The organism is Martelella sp. FLE1502, assembly GCF_053484255.1.
This window is the reverse complement of sequence record NZ_JBAKFQ010000008.1, coordinates 19,595-44,774: the sequence shown is the minus strand read 5'-3', so window position 1 is coordinate 44,774 and position 25,180 is coordinate 19,595. Positions and strand designations below refer to the sequence as shown.

The following is a 25,180-nucleotide window of genomic DNA, read 5'->3' as shown; positions in this document are numbered from 1 at the left end:
CCGGCGGAGCGGCGGGGCACCTCAGAGATCCTTCACCAGCCGCAGGGCGTCGTAGATCGCGGCATGGATGTTGCGGGCTGAAACTGCGTCGCCGATTCGGAACAGTTGATAGTTCCCTTCGGGATTGCTGCGCACCGCTTGCGGGTTGCCCGCCACCAGCGCCTCGTAATCGACCGCGCCGAGATTGGACGATCCGGGCTTGAGTTCGAAATAGATATCATCGAGCGGGCGGGTGCCGTGGTTGACGATGATCTGATCGACCGAGCGGGTGCGGGTCACGCCGCCGTAATCGCTGTCGATGGTGGCCAGAAGCCGGTTGCCGTCGCGTTCCACGCGCTGCAGTTTCCAGGTCACGGTGAAGGTCACGTCGCGCTTTTGCAGGGTGCGCATGAAGGGCGTGAGCGACATCGCCATCACCTCCGGCGCGAAGGACCGGTCGCGCGTCATGATCTCCACTTTCGCGCCGGTCTCGGCGATCTTCTCGGCCGCCTGAAGGGCCGGATAGTCGCCGGCGTCATCATAGATCAGCACGTTCTGGCCCGGCTTTACGTCGCCGGTCAGGATATCCCAGGCGGAAACCACGAGATCGTCGCCCGCGCCGGTCACATCGGTATGCGGCAGGCCGCCGGTGGCGATGATGACGATATCGGGCTTTTCCGCAAGCACCGCTTCGCCATCGACGAAACTGTTGAAATGAAAGGTGACGCCGAGCCGCCGACATTCGGCAAACCGCCAGTCGATGATCGAGATCATCTCGCGGCGGCGCTCGCTCTGGGCGGCGAGGCGAACCTGACCGCCGGGGTCGTTCGCCGCCTCGTGCACGATCACGTCGTGCCCGCGTTCCGCGGCAACGCGCGCGGCCTCCATGCCCGCCGGGCCCGCGCCGACAATCACGACGCGGCGTTTCCTCTCAGCCGGCGGAATGGCGTGCGGCATGGTTTCCTCGCGTCCCGTCGCCGCGTTATGAACGCAGAAGGCGAGCCCACCCTGATAGATCCTGTCGAGACAGTAGTTCGCGCCGACGCAGGGGCGGATGCGTTCTTCTTCACCGGCGATGATTTTGGCGACGATGTGAGGGTCGGTCATATGGGCGCGAGTCATGCCGACCATGTCGAGCTTGCCGCTGGCAATGGCGTGGCGGGCGGTCGCGACATCCTGGATCTTGGCGGCGTGGAATGTCGGAAAATCCGTCGCCGCGCGGATTTCGCCGGCGAAATCGAGATGCGGGGCGCTCGCCATGCCCTGCACGGGGATAACGTCGGTCAGCCCGGCATCGGTGTCGATATGACCGCGCACGACATTCAGGAAATCGACCAGCCCGCTGTCCTTCAGCCGACGCGAAATTTCGAGGCCTTCCTGGCGGTCGAAGCCGCCCTCCAGCCGTTCATCGCCGGTATAGCGCACGCCAACGATGAAATCCGGGCCGACGCGCCTGCGGATTTCGTTCAGCACCTCGAAGGTGAACCGCAGCCGGTTGTCGAGCGAGCCGCCATAGGGGGCATCCAGATCATTGGTGAGCGGTGACCAGAACTGGTCCATGAGATGGCCATAGGCTTGGATTTCGATACCGTCGAGACCGGCCGCCTGCATGCGTTCGGCGGCATCGGCATAATCGGTGATCAGGCGAGCGATATCCCAGTCCTCGGCCTTCTTGGGAAAGGCGCGGTGGGCGGCCTCGCGTTCGTGACCGGCGGAGACGACCGGCAGCCAGTCGGCTTTGTCCCAGCGGGTGCGGCGGCCGAGATGGGTGAGCTGGATCATCACGGCCGCGCCATGGTCGTGACACTCGTCGGCAAGCTGCCGCATCCAGCCGACCACCTCGTCCTTCCAGGCGAGGATATTGTTGAACACGGGTGGACTGTCGCGCGCCACCGATGCCGAACCGGCGGTCATCGTTAGCGCCACGCCGGCGCGCGCACGCTCGACGTGATAGGCGCGATAGCGCCCCTTCGGCATTCCGTCTTCCGGATAGGCCGGTTCGTGCGAGGAGATCATGATGCGGTTTTTCAGGGTGAGGTGCTTGAGCTGGTAGGGCTGCAACAGCGGATCATTGTTCATGCCGGACTCCTCTCGTTGGAAGAAGTTCGCCATAAATGTACATGACTGTCAAGTTAATCGACATATACGTCTATTTTCTTGTTCCGATCGCGTCTTACGGCTAGTCTATGGCGCATGGATACTGAAACGGAAAACACTGCCGGCTGGCGCGGTTCGCGCGAATTGTGGCTCGATGCGGCCCGGCAGGTCTTTGTTGAAACAGGGGTCGATGCGGTCAAAATCCAGGCGCTGGCCGAACGTCTCGCGCTGTCGCGCACCAGTTTCTACTGGTTCTTCAAGGACCGTTCAGCGCTGCTGGACGCGCTTCTCGCGCATTGGGAAGAGACCAATAGCGGCGCGCTGATCGATGCCTGCGACGCCTATGCCGAAACCCTGACCGAGGCCATCCTCAACCTGATCAGCGTGTTCATCGCGGAAACGGAATTCGATCCGCGTCTCGATTTTTCCGTCCGCGGCTGGGCGGCGCAATCCGCCGATGTCATGGCCCGCGTCGCCAGTGCGGACGAGAGACGGATCGCAGCCATCAAGGCGCTGTTCGTCCGCTTCGGCTTTGCGCCGGAGGAGGCGGATGTGCGAGCGCATGCGGTTTATCTGGTGCAGATCGGCTATATCTCGTTGCAGGTCGCGGAGGATACCGCCACGCGCGTCAGCCGCGCCGCGGAATATGTCAGGATTTATGCCGGCGAAACGCCAACCGAACGCGAACTCGCCCGCTTCCGCGCCCGGCATGAGGCCCAGGTCCTCTAAGGGCGATAAATAGCTTGGCGGCCAGCGTTGGCCGCTTGCGCGGCGCCTGCTTCACTTCAATCGAACCACAGCAACCTTATTCAGGTGCAAGCGTGAGAAGGGCGCGGCGGAATTCCGGTTCGCTGAGCACCACCTCGCCGGCGCCGAGCGTTCGGGCGTGGCTCAGCGCGCGGGATGTAAGGCGCTGTGCTGCCTCCACGGCTTGCGTCAGGGGCAATCCCTTTGCGAGCCCCGCGACGATCAGCCCGGCGAACAGGTCGCCCGTTCCCGGCAGCGCGGCCGGCAGGTGCTCCACCGGATGACGGCTCACTCCGTCAGCCCGGAGAATGACGCTTTCGATGTGGCCGGCGGGACTGTCCTCCAGCGCGCAGCCGGTCGCGATCAGATGGGCGCCGGGCGCGATGCGGAGAAAGGCTCGCGCGGCTTCCAGGTCTTTCAAGGTCGTGATCGCCTGCCCGGTCAGCCAGCTCAGCTCGAACGGGTTCGGCGTTGCGATATCGGCCATCGGCAGCAGGCGGTCGCGCATCACGTCGGCGATCGCCTCCGGCACATAGAGGCCGGGGCCGGCGTCGCCCATTACCGGGTCGCAGACGTAAGTGAGGCGCGGGTTGACGGTCTTGGCCTCGGCCACGAAATCCGCCACCATCAGCGCCACGTCGAGCGAGCCGATATAGCCCGTCAGGATGAAATCCGCCCGCTCGGGCAGACCGCGTTCGCGCGCGCCCTGCAAGAGGTCGGAGAAGAATTCCGGCGGCAGCGCCCGGCCGCGCAGCGTCGGATAATCGGGCGTGTTGGAAAAGATCACAGTCGGGATCGCCGCCACTTCCAGCCCGGCCGCCTGCATCGGAAACAGCGCCGCGGAATTGCCGACATGGCCGAAAACGACCTGGCTCTGGATCGAGATCACGAAGGGGGGAGGGGTCATGAAGTGCCGTCCAGTCTGTTGCGCCAATCTTCGACCCGGCCGCTTGCAAGCCGCCGGACCGCGTATTTCCGCCAGCCCTCGGCCAGAACGTCGAGCGCTGCCATGGCCTCGAGCTCGTCGAGGTTGAGCCGGTCAACATAGAGCGCGCGCCACAGCCGGCGCAAGGTCCAGTCCGGCGCAATGCGGTCGACGAGCGTGAGCCGGTCGCCCGTCGCCACTACACCCTGCTCAAGCACGCGGTAATACCACCCGGTGCGCCCGGTCTGTTGCACGCGGCGGGCCATGTCGGGCACGCAAAAGCGATGGTTGAGCTTCCAGCAGGGCTGGCGTCCCTGGGAGACCTGCACCAGTGCCGTGCCCAGCCGGAAGATATCTCCGACAGCGACCGTGGCTTCGGTCAGGCCGGATGCCGAGATGTTCTCGCCGAAGCCGCCGGCAGCGCCAAGCGCCGGCCGATCGCCGAGCTCATCGCGCCAGAGCGTGTAATGATCGAGCGGATAGTGATGCACCGCCTTTTCGACGCCGCCATGGACGCGCCGGTCCGCCTGTTCGTCGCCCTCGAAGCCTTCGGGGCCGAGGCAAAGCGGCCTTTCCGCCGGCGTCTTCATGATGCCGCTCAGCGCGTCGCTTCCCGGCAGCGCTCGGGCGCGGCCGGTCAAAAGGGTAATCGTCGTCATGCGAAAGCCGTTGGGCGCGCGATCAGGGCAGATTTAGGCATTGTGTTCCTCCTCTTCTACCAACCTGCTTTTGTCGCGAATATTCCGCCTGTGCAATATGAGAGGAGAGCAAAACTGTTTGCTGTGTGGGAGGAAAGTTGGCGCGGGCCTGAGTGGGCGGCTCATCGTTCTCCGCGCCACGATCGTCAGATTCCAGTCAGGACCCGCTAACCCTTCACCGCGCCGCTGGTCATCGAGCCGAAGATCTGCTTGTACATCAATAGACCGATCACGGCGGGCGGCAGGGCGCCGATGACCATGACGGCGGAGGCCGTGCCCCAGTTGACGCCCCCGCCGCTCGCGGCAAAGAAGAACGAGGCGCCGACGGTCATCGGCACGGCCTTGCTGGTGGTCAGCATCAGGCCGAACAGGAACTCGTTCCAGGCGGTGATGAAGCCGAAGATGAAGGTGGTCAAAAGCGCGGGGCGGACCACCGGCCATATCACCTTGCGAAGGATCTGCGGCGTCGACGCGCCGTCGACCTTGGCGGCTTCATCGAGCTCGATCGGCACTTCGGATATGGCATTGACGAGGATGACGAGCGCCAGCGGTATGTTGACGATCGTGAGGATGAGGCCGAGGCCGATCCGGGTGTCGAGCAGGCCGAGCCACTGATACATCATGTAAAGCGGGATCGCGAAGATGATCAGCGGCACGGCGCGCAGATTGACGACGACCGGAAACAGAACCTTCCGCCCGACCTCGGACCGGGCAATCGCATAGGCCGCAGGGAAGGTCAGGATCATCGCCAGCAGCGTGCCGATCAGCGCCGCTACGGTGCTGTTGAACAGATAGAGCCAGATGTTGAACCGTGTCGTGTCGGTCAGAACCGAGATATAGTTGGAAAGCGTCGGGCTGTTGATCCAGAGCCCGGCATTGGAGCTGATCTCGCGCGCGCTCTTGAACGAGGTGATCAGCGTCACGATCACCGGGAAGTTCATGGCGATCGCGGCGATCGCGAATACGATCCAGCGCAGCGTCTTCATCATGCCCGGCCCTTTCTGCGACCGCCAAGCGCCGTCAGGGCATAGAGCACGATCAGCGAGGCGATGAAAAGAATGACGGAGGCGGCGACGGCCTTGCCGATCGCGCCCTGCTTGAAGAAGGCCTGATAGATGTAGATCGACAGCGACGTCGTTGAACCGCCCGCGCCCGCGCCGGTCAGCGCGTATATGTTGTCGAACACGCGGAAGCCGTCGATGAAGCGGATGAAGAAGGCGATCGCCAGCGTTGGCATGATCAGCGGAAGCTCGATCCGGGTCAGCATCATCCAGCCGCGCGCGCCGTCAAGCGAGGCGGCCTCGCGCACATCCGTCGGTATCGCGGAATAGGCGGTGTGGAACAGCAGGAACGCGAATGGCGTCCACTGCAGCGTTTCGATCACGACGAGCGTCTTGAAGGCGTTATTGGCGTCGAGAAAGGCGGGGCTGTCGCCGAACCACATCCACAGATAATAGGGCACGGGCCCGGCGAACTCATGCAGGACCAGGCGGTACATCAGGCCGACCATGGCGGGGGCGACCATCAGCGGCAGCATCAAGGGCGCCATCAGATAAGGCCGCTTGCCCAGAAGCGGATTGAGGAAGATCGCCAGGAACAGGCCGATCACGCATTCCGCCAGCGCCGTGATGATGCCGAAGCGCAGCGAGAACCAGGAGGCCTGCCAGAAATAGCGATCCTTCAGGACCTCCAGATAGTTTCCAAGCCCGCTGAGTTCCGGCGCGCGCAGGTTCTCGAACGAGACCGACGAGACAGAGTAGACAAGATTGACGATCGCCGGAAACCCCAGAAACAGCAGCAGAAATATGACGAGCGGGGACAGGAACAGCCGTCCTTCGCCCGGTTTCACAAGTTGCATGAGGTTAACCGCCGATCTTCATCGTTCATCCGGGAGCAGACATGGCGGCAAGGTGATCGCCGCCATGCGCCTGTTTGCTACTGATTGAGCAGCTTTTCCATTTCGGCCTTGGTGTTGGCGAGCGCCTCGTCAAGGCTCTGCTGGCCGGACCAGTAGCCGGTGAACTCGCGCGCCTGCACTTCGTAGATCGATAGCGCGTTGGCCGAGGTGCCGCCATCCATCACGTAGCCATACTGGCTGGCGAAATTGCCGAGGTCCACCAGATCCGGCCGCTCTTCGGCGATTTTGGCGACCACATCGGGCATCAGCGCGGGCGAACCGCCGTTTTCGGCGTAGAGCAAGGCAGCGTCTTCCGTGGCGAGCCATTGCAGGAATTTCAGCGCGCCTTCCTTGTTCGCGGCGTTCTTGTTGAGGCCGAGACCGAGGCCATGGATATGGTCGGCGCGGCCTTCCGGGCCCGCCGGCGGCGCGACCACGCCGGTGACGTCGGCGACGGCCGGGGTCTTTTCGGGGTCGGTCAGTTCGGCTGCCGCCGCATTCCACTGCAGCGCGGTTGCCACCTGGCCGGCGGCAAAGGCGGCATTGGTTTCGGCATATTCGTAGGACAGCGAATCCTTCGGCGTGGCACCGGCATCATAGAGCGTCTTGTAGAGTTCGAGACCCTTGCGATAGCCCTCGGAATCGATGGTGATGTTGCCGTCGCCATCGCGCCAGTCGGCGCCATAGGAACGCGGCAGCGACTGGAACACCATCATGTTGAATAGGAGGTTCTTCATCTGCAGAACGGTGCCGTAGCGTACCGGGCTTGCCCGGTTGATGGACTTGGTGAAGTAGAGCGAGGTTGCCGCCCAGTCGTCCCATGTCCATTCGTCGGCGGGCTTCGGTTCCATCGCCTTGCCGAGATATTCCTCGGCGATCTTCGAATATTCGGCCTTGGCCTCGTCATCGCCCAGCAGCTCGTCCATCAGGTCGGTGCGGTAATACATGAAATGCAGCGAGAGGTCGGTCGGCACGCCGTACTGCTTGCCCTCATACTGCATGGTTTCCAGAACCGCCTTGCCGAACACGCTTTCGGCCGCGTCTCCGAGATCGATCGGCTCCATATAGGGGGCGTAACGGCCGATCGAATAGGTGGCGATCAGGTTGATGTCGAAAGCATCGGAGCCTGCGGCGAGGTCGGCCTGAAGCTTGTCGTAAAAGCCGTCGCGGCTGAAGAAGATCAACTCGACCTTGTCGTCGTCGGCGGCGGTTTCGTTATAGACCTCGGTCGCGGCCCGCAGTGCGGCCTCTTCCGAGCCGCCTGGCCAGCCGAGCACGGTGACGGTGGCATTGGCAATATTGGGCAGGGCGGTGCCGGCCAGAAGCGCGGCGATCGCCGCCAGTGTGGTTTTCTTGATCATGTCGAGTTCCCTTCTCTTATTGGGTTTCTTCAGTCTTCAGATGATGCACTTGCCTTGATTGGTGCCGCGCGCCAGATCGGCGACGCCGATCAACCCGGCCTCGGCCCCGCAGCGCGCCGCGACGAGTTCCGGCTTGAGGCGCGGCGGCAGGGCGGCGAGATGCTGCGAAACGCGGGTGAGAAAGCCGTCGGCGAGCCCGATGCCGCCGCCGATGACGATGGCGTCGGGATCGAACATCAGCTTGATATCGCCACAGAGCGTCGCGACCTTGGCGGCCGAGCCGTCGACAATATCAGCGGCCCATGCTTCACCGTTTGAGGCAGCCTTGAACACCGCCGGCGTGTCTTCTTCGTGGCCCAACCGGGCAGCTTCGGCCGCGATGAACTTGCCGGAGACCCGGTCCTCAAGCGGCGCCGCACCGCAGGAGGCGCTGCGCGTCAGCCCGAAATGTCCGGCAAGTCCGGTCATCAGCGCGCCCTTGCGGACAACGCCGCCGCCGATGCCGGTCGAGATCGTCAGAAACACGATGGAGCCCATCGTCTTGCCGGTCGCCAGATATTCGCCCCAGGCCGCCGCCTGGGCATCGTTGACCGCAAGGACCGGCGCGCCGAACAGGGCCTCGGCCTTCTCCTTCAGGGGGTAGCGGTCCGGAATATTGAGCGTGGCCCGGTTCAGCGCCTGCCAAATGCCATCCTCCACGAGCCCCGTGGCCGCAATGCCGACAGCGCCATAGCGGCCATGCCATTCGCTTGTGGCGGCGTGGATGGCGGAAAGCCAGCCGTCGGGCGTGCCGCCGGTGGCCGTCGGCACCCTGGTCAGCTCAAGCACCTTGCCGCCGGAGACAAGCGCCGCCATCGACTTCGTGCCGCCGATATCGATCGCGAGCACGGGCCGGTCGTCGGCCGCGCTGTAGGCATCTGCGAGCGCATCGCGGAACCACGCTGTGGTGTGTTCCGTGCGGGTGATGGCGGAACCGACCGTGACCGCGAAGGCGCCGGCGCGGGCGGCATCGGCGGCCTGCTGCGGCGTGCGGATGCGGCCCTCGGCAATCACATAGGGCGTGAGCCTCGCCATTTCGGTGATCAACGCGATATCCGGATCATCAGGCTCGGGGCCGCCGACATATCCCGACAGCGTGGTGCCGACGAAATCCATGCCGCATTCCAGCGCATGGCGCGCGTCCTCGAGCGAGGAGCAGTCGGCCATGGTGAGCTTGCCCAGCGCCCGCGCGGCGACGACCAGATCGGCGAGGGTTTCCGGGCGGGGGCGGCTGGTCGCGTCGATCGCGATGATATCCGCTCCGGCGGCTGCCAGGTCCTCGACATCGGAGAGGAACGGCGTGATGCGAACCGGGCTGTCGGCAAGGTCGCGCTTGACGATGCCGATAATCGGCACGTCGACCTTCTCGCGGACGGCGCGGACATAGCGGGCGGATTCGATCCTTAGCGCGCTCGCGCCGGCTGCGACAGCCGCCATCGCAAAGCCCGCCACGAACACCGGCTCGTCCATCGGCCCGCCGGGCACGGGCTGGCATGACACGATCAGGCTGTTTTTCAGAAAGTCTGGCTGCACCGGAATCCTCGCTGCTTTTTGCCTATAGCAACGCAATGGAGACCAGAATGCAACCAGTTTATAACTGGTATTATCGCTGCAGTTCGAAAACGAAATCGTAGACATCGCCGCGATAACGCGTTTCGCAATATTCCACGACCTCGCCCTGCGCCAGGAAGCAGCGGCGCTCGGTCACCAGAAGCGGTGCGGCGGGTGGGCAGGCAAGCCGTTCGCTGTCCTCGCGCGAGGCCGCGCGCGTGCGCATGCGCTGAATGGCGCGTTGCGGCAGAAAGCCGCGCGCCTGCAGCGCTTCATAGAGCGAATTCTTGATGAGGTCCGGCGAGTGCAGATAGCGCTGGGGCACGCTGGCGATCTCGATCGCGAGCGGCTTGCCGTCAGCTGTGCGGATGCGTTGCATGCGCAGGATCTGCTCGCTGCCGCCGATGCCGAGCGCCATCATCTCCGTTGGCGAAGGGCGGCTGATATGCTTGGAAAGCCAGATACATCCGGGTTCCATGCCGCGCGAGCGGATGTCCTCCGAAAAGCTGGTCAGCGTCGACAGGGTCTTCTCGACCTTGGAGGCGATCTCCGTTCTCGCGCCGTGACGACGGCTCAGCAATCCGTCCTCCTGCAGCAGCGCGAAGCTCTTGCGCACGGTGACCCGCGAAAGTCCCAGCGCATCGGCCAGGATGCGCTCACCCGGCAGCCGCTCGCCGGCATGCAACGCGTTCGAAAGGATCACCTGCTCAAGCGCTGTTTTCAGCCGCTTGTATAGGGGTATATCGGCTGAACTGTCAGCAAGTTCTACGCGCACGCGCTCGATAATGTCCGTTGCGGCCATGGGCGGTTCCGGGGGCTGCCAAAAATTAATGTGGACTTATACTGGTATTATCCCCTGAAGGCAAACAGCAAGTCGCCGGCGTCGCTTTGTCTTGTCACACCGCCAGGAAACCGCCGTCGATCGGTAGCACCGCACCGGTCACCATAGCGCAGTCATCCGACAGCAGCATCGCGATGCTGGCTGCGATGTGGTCGGCTTCGGCAAACCGGCCGAGGGGGTGACGGACCATCATCGGCTCGCTCTTGGCCGGATCGCTCCAGGCCTCGACGGCGAGTTCGGTGAGCGTGATCGTCGGGGCGACGGCGTTGACGCGGATATTGTGCGGGCCAAGCTCCTTGGCCATCACCCGCGTCGCCCCTTCGAGGCCGGCCTTGGAGGCGGCGTAGCAGAGATGTTCGGTAAAGCCGCGATGGCCGGCGATCGAGGAGATGTTGACGATCGCCCCGCCGCCGCCAGCCGCGCGGCGGGCCCGCGCGAATTCCTGGCAGGTGATCAGGGCCGCGCGCAAATTGATGCCGAGAACCGTCTCATAGCCCTCGTCGGTCATGTCGAACGTGCTTTCCAGCACGTTGATCCCGGCGCTGTTGATCAGATAGTCCGCCGTGCCGGCCTCGGCCATGGCGGCGCGGGCGGCCTTGGGGTCCTGCAGGTCGACCTGAACGATGCGGCAGCCGATCTCCGCCTTCAGGCTTTCGAGATCGCTCATGGTGCGGCTGAGGGCAACCACCTCGGCGCCGCGCGCGGCCATCAACTCGGCGCAGGCGCGGCCGATCCCCTTGCCCGCGCCGGTGATGATGACGGTTTTTCCGGAAAATTGCATGATGGCCTCCATTGCCGCATTTCGCGGGCTGTGGCGAAGATGCGTTTATAAACCAGGATAAGGAGCGAGCTCGCTCCGGGTTGATCGCGCCTATTCTAGAAGCGCCGTTGTCGACTGGCGAATCTCGCGCGCGGTGCGCTGCAGGGTCAGAAACGCCTGATAGCGATTGTCATGCAGGCGGCGCTTGAGCCCTTCTGCCGGATGGCATCGCGTTTCGACGCGCGACATGGCCGGCGTTGCCGTTTGCAGGTCCGGATAGCTTCCGGCCGCAACCGCCCCAAGCATGGCCGATCCGAGCAGAACCGGCTCCGGGCAGGCGGTGATTTCGACCGGATAGCCTGTCGCATCGGCAAGCATCTGCCGGGTCAGAGGGTGCGCGCCGCCGCCGCCGCTGACGGAAATCGCGTCAATGGTCGCGCCATTTGCCGCCTGGGTCTCGATGATCTGTCTGAGCCCGTAGCCGAGGCCGCAAATACCGGCGACGTAAAGCGCCACAAGGCTGTCCGCGCCGCTCTCCATCCCCTGTCCCATGATGACGGCGCGCGCATGCGGGTCGGCGAAAGGCGCGCGGTTGCCGAGAAATTCCGGCACCACATGCAGGTCGTCGGCAAGGCGGACGGCTTCGCTCGGCGTGGCGACCAGCGCCAGCGCTTGGTCGGCCAGCCATGCGGGCAGGGCCTTGCCGTCCTGTTTCGCTTTCGTTTCGGCTTCTGCGAAATGGGGATGCAGGCGAACGAGTTGATCGATCGCCGCGCCTGCGGCCGATTGCCCGCCCTCGTTCAGCCACATGCCGGGCACCATGGCGGAATAATACGGCCCCCATACCCCCGGCACGAAAGCCGGCTCGGCGGTCGTGGTCATGGTGCAGGACGAGGTGCCAAACACATAGGCCATGGCACGCTTCGGGTCGCCGGCCCCGCCGCTGGCGCCCACCGTGCCGATGCCGCCGGCATGGGCGTCGATCAGGCCTGCGGCAACGGCGGTGCCGGCGCGAAGGCCCATGGCGCCGGCGGCTTCCGCCGTCAGACCGTTGCCAAGGGGGGTGCCGGGATCGACAACCGTTTTCCCGATACGGGCAAAGTCTTCATCTGCGAGGTCTTCAAGGCCGATCCGGCGGAAATAATCCGCATCCCAGCGGGTTTCATGGGCAAGATAGGTCCATTTGCAGGTGACCGTGCAGGCGGAGCGTTCCGTCGCCCCGCTCGCTTTCCATGTCAGGAAATCGGTCAGGTCGAAGAAATGCTCCGCCGCATCAAAGGTCGCCGGGCGGTTTTCCTTCAGCCAGAGCAGTTTCGGCGTTTCCATCTCAGGGGAAATGCGGCCGCCGACGTAGCGCAGGACATCGTGTCGACCGCGATTGATCCGCTCGGCCTGCTCAAGGGCCCGGTGGTCCATCCAGACGATGATGTCGCGCGCGGGGTCATCTCCGACCGGGAGCGGGCCGTCCGGCCCGCGCACCACCAGCGAACAGGTGGCGTCGAAGCCGACGCCCTTAATCTCACCGGCATCAACGCCCGAAGAACCGACCGCTTCGGCGACCGACTGGCAAACAGCCTGCCAGATCTGTTCGCTGGATTGCTCGACGATGCTGCCATCCGCGCGGTGGATGTCGATGGGGCGCTTGGCCGTGGTCAGCAGATTACCCGCCGCGTCGAAGACGCCGGCTCGCGCCGAGCCGGTGCCGACATCGATGCCCACGAAATAGCTGGTCACGCGTCTCTCCCTGTTCGGTCAGACCCTGTCGAACGCCGTCGGCAGCACGATCATGTCACGGATCGTGACGGTGCGCTTGCGGGTCAGCATGTATGCCACTGCATCGGCTACTTCTTCCGGGTCGATCAGCGCGCCGGCTTCCTTGGCCTTGCGCAGGTTTTCCTCGGGCCAGTCGGCGAGAAGCGCGGAAACCACGGGGCCGGGCGAGACCTGCGCCACGCGCACGCCATGCGGGATCATCTGGCGGCGCATGGTCTGCACGAAGCAGGTGATGGCCCACTTCGAGGATGTGTAGACCGGCTCCCAATAGGCCGGGAAGTGGCCCGCGATCGAGCAGGTGACGATAATGTCGCCGGTCTTGCGTTCGCTCATATGCGGAACCACGGCGTGGACATTCTTCATCACCGCGTTGACGTTGAGGTTCAACATGCGGTCGATGGTGGCCGGATCGGTGTCGGTGAGATCGCCGCCGATATAGGTGCCGGCATTGCAGTAGAGAATGTCGATGTGATCGACCTTCTCCAGGATCTCCGGCACCATGGCGTTGCAGCTGTCGAAATCGAGGAGATCGGTGACCTGCGCAACGGCCCTCGGGCCGAGGCGCTGGACCAGTTCCTCAAGCGCTTGCTTGTTCCGGTCGACCATCACCACCGTCGCGCCGGCGGCCAGAAGCTTCTCGGTTGTGGCAAGGCCGATTCCCGAGGCCGCACCGGTAATGACGGCGATCTTGCCATCCAGCGAAACAGACATTCTTTTCTCCTAGAATCTGCGTTTTGTTGTTGTTTTTGAAGCCGTCTCAGCGCCACTCGCGGCCGATATATATGGCGAGCAGGATGATAAAGCCCTTGATCACGTCCTGAAGGTATGGGTTGATGCCCATCAGGTTCAGGCCGTTGTTGAGGATGCCGAGAAGCACCGCGCCGATCAGCGTGCCGAGCACCAGCCCGCGCCCGCCGGCAATCGCGGTTCCCCCAAGCACAACGGCGGCGATCGCATCGAGCTCGAAGCCGACGCCGGCATTGGGCTGGCCGGACATCAGACGCCCGGTCAGCACCACCGCCGCAAGCGCCGCCGTCAGACCGGAAATCACATAGACGGCGAATTTCACATACTGGGTTTTCACGCCCGACAGCCTCGCCGCCGTCTCGTTGCCGCCGATGGCATAGACATGGCGGCCGAAGGGCGTGCGCTGAAGCAGCACCCAGGCAAGCGCGTAGATAATGAACATCAGGATGACGGGAACCGGCACATTGCCGATCCGGCCGATGCCGAACCACGCGATCCAGGAAGGCAGGCCGCTGATCGGATAGCCGCCGGAATAGATAAGGCCGAGGCCGCGCGCGATGCCCATCGTGGCAAGCGTCACGATGATCGCTGGCATCTTTCCCCAGGCGACCAGCACGCCGTTGAAGACGCCGAGGCCGATGCCAACGCCGAGACCGGCGAGAAGGCCCACCCATCCGGGCATGCCCATATTGACCATCAGGCCCGCCGCGATCGTTCCGGCAAGCGCCATTACCGCGCCGACCGACAGATCAATGCCGCCTGTCAGAATAACGAAGGTCATGCCGACCGCCAGAATGCCGACGATCGAGACCTGCCTCAGCACGTTGAAGATGTTTGACACGCTGAAGAAATTGTCGCTGGCGATCCCCATCAGGATAGAGACGACGATCAGCCCGGCGAGAGGCAGAACCAACGGCGAATGAAGCAGCGCGCTCCAGTTTCTTTCGGTTGCCTTGTCGTCCGCTTCGGCCGAATTGGCATTTGCATCATGCGACATGTTGAACCCTCCCGGTGGTTGCATGCTTCATTATTTCTTCCGAGTTGATGCTCTCGCCCGTAACGGTGGCGACGATGCCGCCCTGGCGGAAGACGCAGACCCGGTCGGACATGCCGACGATTTCGGGAAGCTCCGACGAGATCATGATGATGGAATAGCCCTTGGCCGAAAATTCCCGCATCAGCTGGTAGATCTCGGCCTTGGCGCCGACATCGATACCGCGCGTCGGCTCGTCGAAGATCAGGACCTTCATGTCGTGGTTCAGCCAGCGGGCGATCACCACCTTCTGCTGGTTGCCGCCCGACAGCGTGTCGACCCGGGCGCGTGGGCCCTGCGACTTGACGCGCACCTGATCCATCGCTGCCTGCGTGGAGAGCATTTCCTTCTTCATGTCGATGAAGAAGCGGGCCGCGCGGTACTTGCGGTAATTGTTGAGCGAGATGTTCTGGACGATCGAAAAGCTGGTGATCAGCCCCTCGGTCTTGCGGCTTTCCGGCAAAAGCCCGATGCCGCGCGCCAGACCGTCCGCGGGCGAGGAAAGGCGCGTCTCCACGCCATCGATCATCATCCTGCAGCGGCTTGCCGGATGGGCGCCGAGCATGGCGAGCGCCGTTTCGGTGCGGCCGGAGCCGACAAGGCCGGCAAAGCCCAGGATTTCGCCCTCGCGCAGTTCGAACTGCGATACCGGGCCGCCCTTGCGCAACTGAAGCTCTTTGACCTCCAGCCGCATGGCGGCATCCGGTTTCGGCGCGGGCTTTGCCGGAAAGCTGTTTTCGATGCGCCGCCCGACCATCATTTCCACGAGCCGGTCGTGATCGACATCGGCGACGCGACAGGCGGCGACGAATTCGCCGTCGCGCAGCACGGTGATGCGGTCGCAGATCTCGAAAATCTCCTCGAGATGATGCGATATGAACACCACCGCGACGCCACGGCCGCGCAATTCGCGCATCACCTTGAACAGGTGCTCGACCTCCGATGGCGTCAGCGTTGCCGTCGGCTCGTCCAGCACCAGGATCCGCGCGTTGAGCGACAGCGCCTTGGCGATTTCCACGAATTGCTGTTCGGCGACCGAAAGCCTGCCGACCGGAACATCGAGCGGAAGGTCGACATCGAGCTGGCGCAGGATCGCACGCGCCCGCTCATGCATGGCCTTGCGGTCGAGCAGGCCGAAGCGATTGCTGATCTCGCGAGCGAGAAACATGTTCTCGACCGCCGTGAGATAGGGGATGAGACTGAATTCCTGGAAGACGATGCCGATGCCGGCATCGATCGCCTCGTCGTAATCGGCGAAATGGCGCTCCTTGCCATCGACGCGTATCGTGCCCTCGCTCGGCCGGAAGATGCCGGAAACGATCTTCATCAGCGTCGACTTGCCGGCGCCGTTTTCGCCAAGAAGCGCATGGATTTCACCGGCCTCGACATGAAGGTCCACGCCATGCAGGACCTCGATCTTCCCGAAGCTTTTCTTGATCCCGTTCAATTCCAGCATGATCTTTTCCCGAGCATGGAAGAGGAAGCCCGCCCCCGGTTCCAGAAGAACGCGGGGGCGGTCCGGAGGAGACGTTACCAGCTGAAGTCGGCTGCGTTCTCGCTATCGACCACGCGCACGTCGATCGGAACCTCTGCCGGCACGACGCGGGCGCCCCACTTCTGGGCAAGCGCCATGGCAAGGCCGACGCGCACCTGGTCGCGCGGGAACTGCGCGGTGGTTTCGATGAACGGCGTGCCGTCGCTGATCGCCTTGACGGCTTCCGGCGCGCCATCGACCGAGGTCAGCTTGATATCCTTGCCGGAGCCCTGAATGGCTGCCAGAGCGCCCATCGCGCCGCCGTCATTCACGGAGAAGATGCCGGCGAGATCTGGGTGCGACTGGATCATGTTTTCGACCACGCCCAGCGCCACCGAACGGTCCTGTCGGCCGTTCTGGACGTCGACCAGCTCGATCCCGTCGAATTCCTCAAGCGCTGCCTTGCAGCCTTCCACGCGCTGAAGGATCGGGATCACCGGAATGCCGTCGAGGATCGCCACCTCGCCCGAGCCGCCGAGCGCCTCGCCGAGATATTTGCACGACTGATAGCCGGCATCGCGGTTCTTGGAGCCGACGAAGGTGTCGACGGGGCCCGCGGCATTGGCATCCACGGCCACCACGATCACGCCCTGCTGCTTGGCCATGTTGACGGCGGATTCGACGCCGGCGCTGTCGGTCGGGTTCAGCAGAAGAATGTCGATATTCTGCTGCAGCATGTCCTCGACATCGGAAATCTGCTTGGCGACGTCATGGCCGGCATCGGTAACGATCACCTCGGCGCCGAGGCTTGCGGCGGCCTCATCCAGCGCTTCCTTCATCGAGACGAAATAGGGATTGTTCATCTCCTGAAAGGTCATGCCGATCTTCAGGCCGTTGTCCTGGGCCATTGCCGGCAATGCGGTCGTTGCGGCAAGGGCTGCAGCGGTCAGTGTCTTGGTCACGATATTCATATCAGGTCCTCCCGTTGGTGAGGGCAGGCAAAGGCCGCCCGTTTCCGGACAACACCATGTCGCCCGAATTGCTGAATTTCGATTTTTGCTCTGCGGTTAGTCGGCCATGGCCAGAGCCCCGTTGGCCGCAAACGTCGTCCTGAACTGCGAGGGCGACATGCCCTTGAACTTCAGGAAGTGGCGATTGAAGTTGGACAGGTTCGAAAACCCGACCTCGTAGCAGATCTCGGCGACCTTGATCTCCTCGGAATCAAGAAGAAGCCGGCAGGCGAGATCAATGCGTAACTGGTTCTTGTAGCGCACCAGCGTCGTGCCCGTGTGGCGCTTGAAGGCCCGTGAAAATGCGCTCGTGCTCTGCCCGACAAGTTCGGCAAGTTCGCTCTCGTCAACCGGCTCCGTCAGGTGTTCGCGCAGATGGGCGATGGCGCGATTGACCCCGCGGGAATCGATATCGGAAAGGTCGAGCTCGTAGCTGAGGCTTGCCAGCACTTCCGGATCCTCGGACTCGGCCAGAATGTCGAGTATCTGCCAGAACAGCGACAGGCGCTGCATGCCGCGCGCTTCGATCAGCCGTTCGAGCAGCGGCCGCACGGCCCGGCTCGTGGCGTCGTCGAAGAGCAGGCCGCGATGGCTGCGCTCCAGAAGCGGGCGGATCGCCTGCATCTCCGGCATCGCCGCGCAGGCGTCCTCGATGAATTTTTCGGGAAACTGGATGATCAGCGAGCGTAGCGGGACGGTTTCGTCGTGCTCGATATCGCTGATCCAGTTCTGCGGCAGGTTGGGGCCGGTCATGATCAACTGGCCGGGACCGAAATCGCCGATGAAGTCGCCGATATAGAACTTGCCGGAGGTGTCCACGACAAGATGAATTTCGTATTCGGGGTGATAGTGCCAGCGAACCGTGCGGAACGGGTAGCCATGCTTCCATGCCGCGAAGGATTCACCCTTGCGAATGTGTACAAGCTCCAGATCCGGTTGCATCCTCTGATCCTCCCTCGTCGGCGATAGTCGGGCGGCGTTTGTCGTGGCTCCCTCCACGGCATCAACGGTGGAGAAACACTACGCTGCGGCCATGGTTCGCCTCAACATCACCACGGAAAATTTACTGATACTTTTTTGACCGGTAATGCGTCGAAATTGAAAGGGCGGCGTTTGTGAACACGCCTGAGGCTGCCGCAATGCAGAAATCTCATATCGCAACGCAGCGTAAAACGGTCGAGTTTTCGGGCTAAATTGAGGAAAATGCTGCGAAATACGTCTGATTGCCAATTGTCAATCAGGAAGGCGCGTGGTCGATAAGCACCATTCGGCGCTTATACTTTTCTTGCAGTTTTGAGGGGGTGAAACGGGTTTTCATCAGAACAGGGGGCGCTCGGCCCCAAACCGGTCCCGCCGAACCGCGGGACCGGCCAATGGCGGATCAATCCGGCATCACGATCTGGAGTTTGACGTCGGTTTCGCGGGCCTCGACGGCGCGGTCGAAGGCGGCGATGCTGTCGGCAAAGGGCAGGGTATCGGAGATCAGCCGCTTCAGGTCGACCTTGCCTGACGCGATCAGGGCGATCGCGCGGTCATAGACATTGGCATAGCGGAACACGGTCTCGACGCGAAGCTCCTTGGCCTGCAGGCCGACGATATCGACGGGAACGGGCTCGACCGGCATGCCGACCAGCACGACCGCGCCGCCGGGGCGCGCAAGCTTGTCCACGCCGAGGATGGCGGGTGCGGCGCCGGAGCATTCGAAGACCACATCCGCGCCCCAGCCATGGGTGGTTTCGGCAACCGCCTCGGCGGCCGGGCGGTTCCTGATATTGACCGTCTCGATGCCGTCATAGGCGCCGATAATATCCAGCTTCGGCTGGGCAAGATCGGCGACGATGACCTTGGCGCAACCGCCGGCCAGCGCCGCCAGCGCCACCATCATGCCGATCGGTCCCGCGCCGGTGACCACGGCGATATCGCCGGGCTGGATGCGGGCGCGCAGTGCGGCCTGCATGCCTATGGCGAACGGCTCGACCATCGCCCCTTCCGCGAAGCTCACCGTATCCGGCAGCCTGTAGGTGAAGGCGGCCGGGTGGATCACCTCCGGCGTGAGGCAGCCATGGATCGGCGGCGTTGCCCAGAACCGCACAGAGGGATCGACATTGTAGATGCCGAGCTTGGACGCACGCGAGGTGAAATCCGGGATGCCCGGCTCCATGCAGACCCGGTCTCCCGCCTTCAGATGCGTGACATCCGACCCGGTCTCGATCACGGTGCCGGAGGCCTCATGGCCGAGGATCATCGGTTCATGAACCACGAAATGGCCGATCTTGCCGTGGGTGTAATAGTGAACATCGGAGCCGCAGATGCCGACCGTGTGGGTCTTGATGCGCACATCCTGCGGGCCCAGCGCTGTGTCTACCTCGAAGTCGCGCAGCGAAAGTTCGCCTTTCTTCTCCAGAACCAGTGCCTGCATGTCATGCCTCCCGTGAGAAATTTGATAGGATCGCGGCCGTTTTGGCCCGTGATTGCTCTTTGGCTAATCTTTTCGAAACGGCTGCGTAAACAAAAAAGCGCGTTTCAGCGTTGATAATTTTCTGTGCGGTGAAAAAAGTATCAGGGTCGTTTGCTCGGCGTATCAATTGCCTTCGCGGCAGCTCAGAGCGGGCCTAACCCCTCAGCTCTCACCGGCGCTGTCGAAGCGCGCTCGACCAGCCAGCAGGCGAGCTCCACGCGCCGCGCCGGCAGGCGGGTGACGCCGAGATCATCGAGCAGCAGGCTGAGGGCTGCGGAGCCGATGTGGCGCATGGGGATATGCATCGTCGTTAGCGGCGGGTCGGAAAAGCCCGACAGCGGCAGATCGTCCATGCCGACCACCGAGAAATCCTCCGGCACGCGATAGCCGGCCTGCTGGATGGCGAGCATCGCGCCGTAGGCGAGGCTGTCGCCTGCGGTCAGCACGGCCGTGAAATCGGCGCCGCGCTTTTCCAGCCGGTCGGCGATCGCGCGGCTTGCAAGTTCGGGCAGCCAGTCCTCGACCGTCACCACGAGATCGTCGATATCCGCGATCCCGCGGGTGCGCAACGCATCGCGCCAGCCCTCGAAACGACGCTCGATCGTGCGTCGGCCCGGATGCATCAAAAACAGGATGCGGCGGTGGCCGAGATCGAGAAGGTGGTCGGCGGCGAGCCGTGCTGCGGAGCGGTTGCACGGCGTCACGCTGGAGTGGCGCATGGCCGGATCATCGCCGTTGATCAGCACGATCGGCTTGGAAAATCCGCCCGAACGGGTCAGCACCTGCGCATCATCCAGCGTCAGAAACAGGCAGCCGGCAACGGAGGCGTCCGCCTCGCCCTCGGCCAGAAGCTGCGCCTCATCCTCGGGGGTCGCAACCGCGCGGGTGACCAGTTCGATGCCGAGCGCCTCGGCCCGTTCGTTGAGGCCGTCGAGAACGTGGTAGGTGAACTGGTTGCGCTGGTGGTCGATCATCGCAACGCTCGATGTCGCGAGGATAATGCGGCGGCCGGCGGCGGATGTCGGGTTGACATAGCCGAGCGCGAGCGCCGTCTCGACGATCTTCGCCCGCAACTCGTCCTTCACCCCGCCGGTGCCTGCGAGCGCCCGCGATGCGGTCGATACCGATACCCCGCAATTGCGGGCGATTTCCTCCAGCCGGACCCGTCGGTTCGGCTTGCCGCGCTTGCCGTGAATCGTCAATGCCTCCTGTTTGCGCCAAAACTGCAAAAAATTTGCAAATTGCGCAACAGCTTTTTGTGTGGAACAGTTCGCCTTGAGGAATGTACGGGAGGAAATATGCCGATAACGGCCAATCAGATTTCCGACAGCTTGTCGGCGCTGGTGCGCGGGATGACGGGGCTGCGTCACGACGGACGCTTCGATGAGCCCAATCTCGACGGCACGCCCGGCGATTATGTCAGCTTCGACAGTTGGGAGTGGCCGCAGGGCGTCGGGCTTTATGGCCTGCAGCGGCTGTGGCGGCACACCGGCGACGCGGCGCATCTGAAAATCCTCGAAGACTGGTACGACCGCCGGATCGAGGCGGGCCTGCCGAAGATGAACGTCAACACCACCGCGCCGATGCTGGCGCTCAGCGAAATCTGGCGGCGCGAACGTCAGCCGCGCTACGAGGCGGTGTTGCGCGACTGGGCCGAGCGGGTGGTGACCGAGATGCCGCGAACGCCGGAAGGCGGCTTCCAGCACGACGTTTCCGACAAGATCAACGACAATGAGCTGTGGGACGATACGCTGTTCATGGTCGCGCTGTTCCTCGCCTCCTATGGTCAGGCATCGGGCGAGCGGCGCTTCGTCGACGAGGCGGAGCGCCAGTTTCTGGTGCACGCCCGCTATCTCGCCGACCCGAAAACCGGGCTCTGGTATCACGGCTGGACCTTTGCCGGGCGGCACAATTTCGCCCGCGCGCTCTGGGGCCGCGGCAATGCCTGGATCACGGTCGGCATTCTCGAACTGATCGAACTCTGCGACCTGTCGCCTTCGGTGGAGGCCTATCTTCTCGGTGTGCTTCAGACCCAGATCGAGGCGCTGCTGAAGTTCCAGACGGCGTCGGGCGCATGGACCACGCTGGTCGACGACCCGTCATCCTATGAGGAAATCTCGGCGACGGCCGGCTTCGGCTTCGGGTTGATGAAGGCCGCGCGCATGGGCCTCGGGCCGAAAGGCTGCGAGGCGGCGGGGTTGCGGGCGCTCGATGCTGTCATGAAAAATATCAGTGATGACGGCGTGGTCTCCAACGTCTCCTATGGCACCCGCATGGGCCATGATCTGCAGTTCTACCGCGACATTCCGGTGCAGCCGACAGGCTATGGGCAGGCGCTTGCGATCCTGTGTCTTGCCGAAGGCCTGCATCACAGCAATGAAAGGATGAGCAAAGCATGCTGAAAACGCTCTATGGCGCTTCGCCTGCCGATATCGACAACATGAACACGGCGCGGCTGCGCGACGAATTCATGGTGGAAGGCCTGTTCACAGCGGGCGAAATCCGGTTTGCCTATACCCATGTCGACCGCATGATCGTCAGCGGCGCGGTTCCGACTTCCTCCGCGCTTTCCTTCGGCGATGGGGCCGAAGTTGGCACAGAATCGTTTTTCGACGCGCGCGAAATGGGCATCGCCAATCTCGGCGGTCCGGGCGCGATCACGGTCGATGGTGCGCGCCATGAACTCGACAACCGAGATATCCTCTATATCGGCCGGGGCGCCAAGAGCGTCAGCCTGGAAAGCGCGGATGCCGGCAAACCGGCGCGGTTCTACATGAACTCGGTGCCCGCAGGCGCAGACATTCCGCATCGCCTGATCAAGCGGGCCGAGTCCAAGCCGCTGGTGATGGGCGATGAGGCGAAGTCCAACAAGCGCGAACTGCGCATGTATATCCATCCGGAAGTGGCACCGTCCTGCCTTCTGTTGATGGGCATCACCGATCCCGCGCCGGGCAGCATCTGGAACACCATGCCACCCCATCTCCACGAGCGGCGCATGGAGGCCTATTGCTATTTCGATCTCGATGACGAAGACCGCGTCTTTCACCTGATGGGCCGTCCCGACAATACCCGCCATCTTGTCGTCGCCAATGGCGATATCGTGATCTCGCCGGCATGGTCGATCCATATGGGCGCGGGCACCGGGCCCTATGCCTTTGTCTGGGGCATGACCGGCGAAAACCAGGCTTATACCGATGTCGATCCGGTTGCGATCAGGGAGCTCAGATGAATTCGGCATTGAACCAGACGGACAGAACGCTCCGCCGTCCGCTTGCAGCGGGCCAGCCGGTCGTCTACTGGCGGCTTTCGGCGACGGAAGAGGCGCGCTACGACGTGCCCGACCAGCCGATGCAGGGGGAAATGGACCCCTTCTTCTTTCTGACCAAGCACAAGAACTTCATCCCGCACGAATATCCCTGCCGGACACAGTTTGCCGCCGAGCGGCGCGGAAAAAGGCCCGTGATCGGCGAGACAAGGCCGGACCTTACCCGTACATGGCTGCCCTTCGGCTCGCCGCGCGTGGACCTGTCGGGCTTCTGGTTCCGCGCCACCGAACTCAAAACCTTCGCGGAAACGACGATCCGCGCCGCATCCGCCGGCGAGGCCCGGCTGGCGCTGCGCACCTGCGGCGGCGCGGTGCTGTTCGTCAATGGCCGCGAAACCGGCTTCATGGCGCCCTATGGCCGCAATCTCGAAACGATCGAGGAATTCACGGTTCAGCTTGAAGCCGGCGACAATGTCATCGGCATCGTCTTTGATGATCTGGCCGAGCGCGACGCGCGTTATTATTTCCAGCTCGATTATCTGTCCGGCCCGGTGGTCGAGCATGCCTTGCCAATTCCAGTCGAGGCTCCCGTCGCCGATGCGATGGAAGCCATGCTCGCCTCCATGCATTTCGAAAAGCCGGTCTATGGCGAGGGTGAGGTGGCGCTCGTTGCCGATACCGGCCTGCCGGTGGATGTGACGGCGAAGGTGGTGATCGAGGGCGACTTCATGTCGATCGAGAAGCCGCTGAGCTTCGAGCGCACGCTCGCGGTCGGAGCGCTGCGGCTGGCGGTGGCCGACACCGCCGATCTGCCCGCCGATTTCCGCCATTTCAAGGTTACGCTGGCGCGCGGCGATTACGCCGTCTCGCGCGTCTTCGGCGTAGAGCTCTGCCATGTGGCGCGTCAGGGCAAGGCTCCGGAAAACCTCCCCGAGCGCATCACAGAAGCGCTCGGCGAAGTCGCCAACCACGCCGAGGGTGATACGGTGCGCGCGCTTGCCCGCCTCGCGATCGGCATGAGCGGCGATGAAACCGACGCGATGATCGAAAGCGCGCTGCCGGCGATCGAGGATTGCCATGACTGCGCCGATTTCATCCTCGTGCCGCTGCTCTGGTGCCGCGCCGCCTATGGCGATGATATCGGGGCCAAGGTCCGCGACCGCGTCGATGCCGCCATCCTCAACTATCGCTACTGGATGGATGAGCCCGGCAACGACGTTCAGTGGTATTTCTCGGAAAACCACGCGCTGCTGTTTCATACGGCCGCCTATCTCGCCGGCCATATGCTGACCGAGGCCCGGTTCGTACGCTCGCAGCGGACGGGCACCGAGCAATCCGCCATCGGCGCCGCGCGCGTGCGCGCCTGGCTGGATCACTTCGAGAAATGGGAAATGGCGGAGTTCAATTCCGCGCCCTATTTCCCGATCGATCTGAAGGGCCTGTGCGCGCTTTATGCGCTGGCGCCCGATCGTGACATTGCCGAGCGCGCGGGCAAGGCCATCATCCGGCTTGTCGAGATCCTTGCCCGCTCGGCCCATCACGGCGTCATGACCGGCGCGCAGGGCCGGTCCTACGAGCACACGCTCCGGGCCTCGCGCACGCTTGAGCTTTCCGGCATTGCTCGGATGATCTGGGGGCGCGGTAATTACGGCATGCGCTTCCACGCTCTGCCGCAGCTGGCGCTCTGCCTGCGCGATCACGGTTTGCAAATACCGGCAGAGCTTGCCGCTATCGCGTCGGTTTCCGGCAGCGAGGGCCATGAGTGGACCTTCGCCCAGGGGCAGGACCGGTTTGCACGGCTCTACCACTACAAGACGGCGTCTTACGCGCTTGGCACCGCCGCGGCCTATCGCTGGAACCAGTGGGGCTATCAGGAAACGGTGCTGCATCTGCGCCTCGGCGACAATCCGGATGCAACGATCTGGATCAACCATCCGGGCGAGGTGCTGCATTCGGGCTATGGACGACCATCCTATTGGGGCGGCTCGGGCACGCTGCCGCGCGTTCACCAGTATCGCAGCCTTGCGATCGCACGTTTCGAATGCGCCGAGGAGCAGCCGGATTTCACCCATTGCTGGTTCCCGCAATCCGTCTTCGACGAGGCCCGAATCGGCCGAGATACGGCGCTGGCGGTGAGCGGCGGCGGCTGCGTGCTGCTGAAGGTCGATGCCGGGCTGGCGCTCGTCGCGACCGGACCGACGGCGGGCAACGAGCTGCGCGCGCCCGGCCGCAAGGCGACATGGATCGTGCGCATGGCCGAGCGCGACAAGGCAAACGAGATTGAGAAGGATTTTGTAACCCTCAGTCTTGTGGACGAGGCCAATGGCGATATTCTGGTCGACGATCCTGAATATGGCAGGGTCCGCTTCGGAGCCGATGGCTCCGTCGAGGCGGAGGGCCGCAGGCTCGACCCGTCGGAATGGACGATCGCGGGCGCGGCGCGGACGTTCCGGGATTAAGGTTTTGCCGGAGGGCAGGGAGAGCCCTCTGGAGACGCCTGCCGTGGGGTGGGCAACAAATGCCGA

At 63.5% G+C, this 25,180-nt stretch carries 21 protein-coding genes; 4 read left to right on the top strand and 17 right to left on the bottom strand.

The features are described from left to right. Positions 1 to 21: 21 nt before the first annotated feature. A complete protein-coding gene (locus tag V6767_RS09050; protein ID WP_448473169.1) occupies positions 22 to 2,058 on the bottom strand; it encodes an oxidoreductase in 2,037 nt (678 codons plus the stop codon). A gap of 114 nt (positions 2,059 to 2,172) precedes the next feature. On the opposite strand from V6767_RS09050, the gene V6767_RS09045 reads away from it, so the two are divergent. Continuing rightward, positions 2,173 to 2,805, top strand: a complete 633-nt coding sequence (locus V6767_RS09045) for a TetR/AcrR family transcriptional regulator (protein WP_448473168.1) — start codon at positions 2,173 to 2,175, stop codon at positions 2,803 to 2,805. A 76-nt stretch (positions 2,806 to 2,881) separates the two neighbouring features. Here the strand turns inward: V6767_RS09045 and pdxY are convergent, their stop codons facing one another. From pdxY to V6767_RS08965, 16 genes are all read right to left on the bottom strand, one after another. Then, a complete protein-coding gene (gene pdxY, locus V6767_RS09040; protein ID WP_448473167.1) occupies positions 2,882 to 3,730 on the bottom strand; it encodes a pyridoxal kinase in 849 nt (282 codons plus the stop codon). Further along, positions 3,727 to 4,407, bottom strand: a complete 681-nt coding sequence (locus tag V6767_RS09035; protein WP_448473166.1) for an MOSC domain-containing protein — start codon at positions 4,405 to 4,407, stop codon at positions 3,727 to 3,729. The genes pdxY and V6767_RS09035 overlap by 4 nt, the downstream gene beginning before the upstream one ends. A gap of 206 nt (positions 4,408 to 4,613) precedes the next feature. Beyond that, positions 4,614 to 5,435 (bottom strand): carbohydrate ABC transporter permease, encoded by an 822-nt coding sequence (locus tag V6767_RS09030; protein ID WP_448473165.1) that lies wholly within the window; start codon positions 5,433 to 5,435, stop codon positions 4,614 to 4,616. Continuing rightward, positions 5,432 to 6,304, bottom strand: coding sequence for a carbohydrate ABC transporter permease (locus V6767_RS09025; RefSeq protein ID WP_448473164.1), 873 nt, complete (start codon positions 6,302 to 6,304; stop codon positions 5,432 to 5,434). The genes V6767_RS09030 and V6767_RS09025 overlap by 4 nt, the downstream gene beginning before the upstream one ends. A 77-nt stretch (positions 6,305 to 6,381) precedes the next feature. After that, a complete protein-coding gene (locus V6767_RS09020) occupies positions 6,382 to 7,704 on the bottom strand; it encodes an extracellular solute-binding protein (protein ID WP_448473163.1) in 1,323 nt (440 codons plus the stop codon). A 36-nt stretch (positions 7,705 to 7,740) separates the two neighbouring features. Then, positions 7,741 to 9,276 (bottom strand): putative N-acetylmannosamine-6-phosphate 2-epimerase, encoded by a 1,536-nt coding sequence (locus tag V6767_RS09015; RefSeq protein ID WP_448473162.1) that lies wholly within the window; start codon positions 9,274 to 9,276, stop codon positions 7,741 to 7,743. Positions 9,277 to 9,346: 70 nt separating this feature from the next. Next, entirely contained in the window at positions 9,347 to 10,096 is a 750-nt protein-coding gene (locus tag V6767_RS09010) for a GntR family transcriptional regulator (protein ID WP_448473161.1), read from the bottom strand. Positions 10,097 to 10,190: 94 nt separating this feature from the next. Further along, positions 10,191 to 10,916: an SDR family oxidoreductase gene (locus V6767_RS09005; RefSeq protein WP_448473160.1), complete on the bottom strand. Its 726-nt coding sequence runs from the start codon at positions 10,914 to 10,916 to the stop codon at positions 10,191 to 10,193. Between the two features lie 90 nt (positions 10,917 to 11,006). Continuing rightward, on the bottom strand, positions 11,007 to 12,629 hold the full coding sequence (locus tag V6767_RS09000) for an FGGY-family carbohydrate kinase (protein WP_448473159.1): 1,623 nt from the start codon (positions 12,627 to 12,629) through the stop codon (positions 11,007 to 11,009). Between the two features lie 18 nt (positions 12,630 to 12,647). Continuing rightward, positions 12,648 to 13,379: an SDR family oxidoreductase gene (locus V6767_RS08995; protein ID WP_448473158.1), complete on the bottom strand. Its 732-nt coding sequence runs from the start codon at positions 13,377 to 13,379 to the stop codon at positions 12,648 to 12,650. Between the two features lie 46 nt (positions 13,380 to 13,425). Next, positions 13,426 to 14,412 (bottom strand): ABC transporter permease, encoded by a 987-nt coding sequence (locus V6767_RS08990; RefSeq protein ID WP_448473157.1) that lies wholly within the window; start codon positions 14,410 to 14,412, stop codon positions 13,426 to 13,428. After that, the gene (locus V6767_RS08985) at positions 14,402 to 15,904 is read right to left on the bottom strand and encodes a sugar ABC transporter ATP-binding protein (protein ID WP_448473156.1); all 1,503 of its coding nucleotides are present in this window, start codon (positions 15,902 to 15,904) and stop codon (positions 14,402 to 14,404) included. The genes V6767_RS08990 and V6767_RS08985 overlap by 11 nt, the downstream gene beginning before the upstream one ends. A gap of 74 nt (positions 15,905 to 15,978) precedes the next feature. Beyond that, on the bottom strand, positions 15,979 to 16,893 hold the full coding sequence (locus tag V6767_RS08980; RefSeq protein WP_448473155.1) for an ABC transporter substrate-binding protein: 915 nt from the start codon (positions 16,891 to 16,893) through the stop codon (positions 15,979 to 15,981). A gap of 96 nt (positions 16,894 to 16,989) precedes the next feature. Further along, complete coding sequence (locus tag V6767_RS08975; RefSeq protein WP_448473154.1) at positions 16,990 to 17,874, bottom strand: helix-turn-helix domain-containing protein; 885 nt, start codon at positions 17,872 to 17,874, stop codon at positions 16,990 to 16,992. Positions 17,875 to 18,313: 439 nt separating this feature from the next. Next, positions 18,314 to 19,351 (bottom strand): NAD(P)-dependent alcohol dehydrogenase, encoded by a 1,038-nt coding sequence (locus tag V6767_RS08970; RefSeq protein WP_448473153.1) that lies wholly within the window; start codon positions 19,349 to 19,351, stop codon positions 18,314 to 18,316. 182 nt (positions 19,352 to 19,533) lie between these two features. After that, a complete protein-coding gene (locus V6767_RS08965) occupies positions 19,534 to 20,592 on the bottom strand; it encodes a LacI family DNA-binding transcriptional regulator (RefSeq protein WP_448473152.1) in 1,059 nt (352 codons plus the stop codon). A 96-nt stretch (positions 20,593 to 20,688) separates the two neighbouring features. Here V6767_RS08965 and bglB point away from each other — a divergent pair, with 96 nt between their 5' ends. From bglB to V6767_RS08950, 3 genes are read left to right on the top strand one after another with little or no spacing between them, the layout of a single operon-like run. Continuing rightward, a complete protein-coding gene (gene bglB, locus V6767_RS08960) occupies positions 20,689 to 21,792 on the top strand; it encodes a beta-galactosidase BglB (protein WP_448473151.1) in 1,104 nt (367 codons plus the stop codon). Beyond that, positions 21,786 to 22,619, top strand: a complete 834-nt coding sequence (gene kduI / locus V6767_RS08955) for a 5-dehydro-4-deoxy-D-glucuronate isomerase (protein WP_448473150.1) — start codon at positions 21,786 to 21,788, stop codon at positions 22,617 to 22,619. Before bglB ends, kduI begins: the two co-directional genes overlap by 7 nt. Further along, positions 22,616 to 25,114: a hypothetical protein gene (locus V6767_RS08950; RefSeq protein WP_448473149.1), complete on the top strand. Its 2,499-nt coding sequence runs from the start codon at positions 22,616 to 22,618 to the stop codon at positions 25,112 to 25,114. Before kduI ends, V6767_RS08950 begins: the two co-directional genes overlap by 4 nt. Positions 25,115 to 25,180 lie beyond the last annotated feature (66 nt).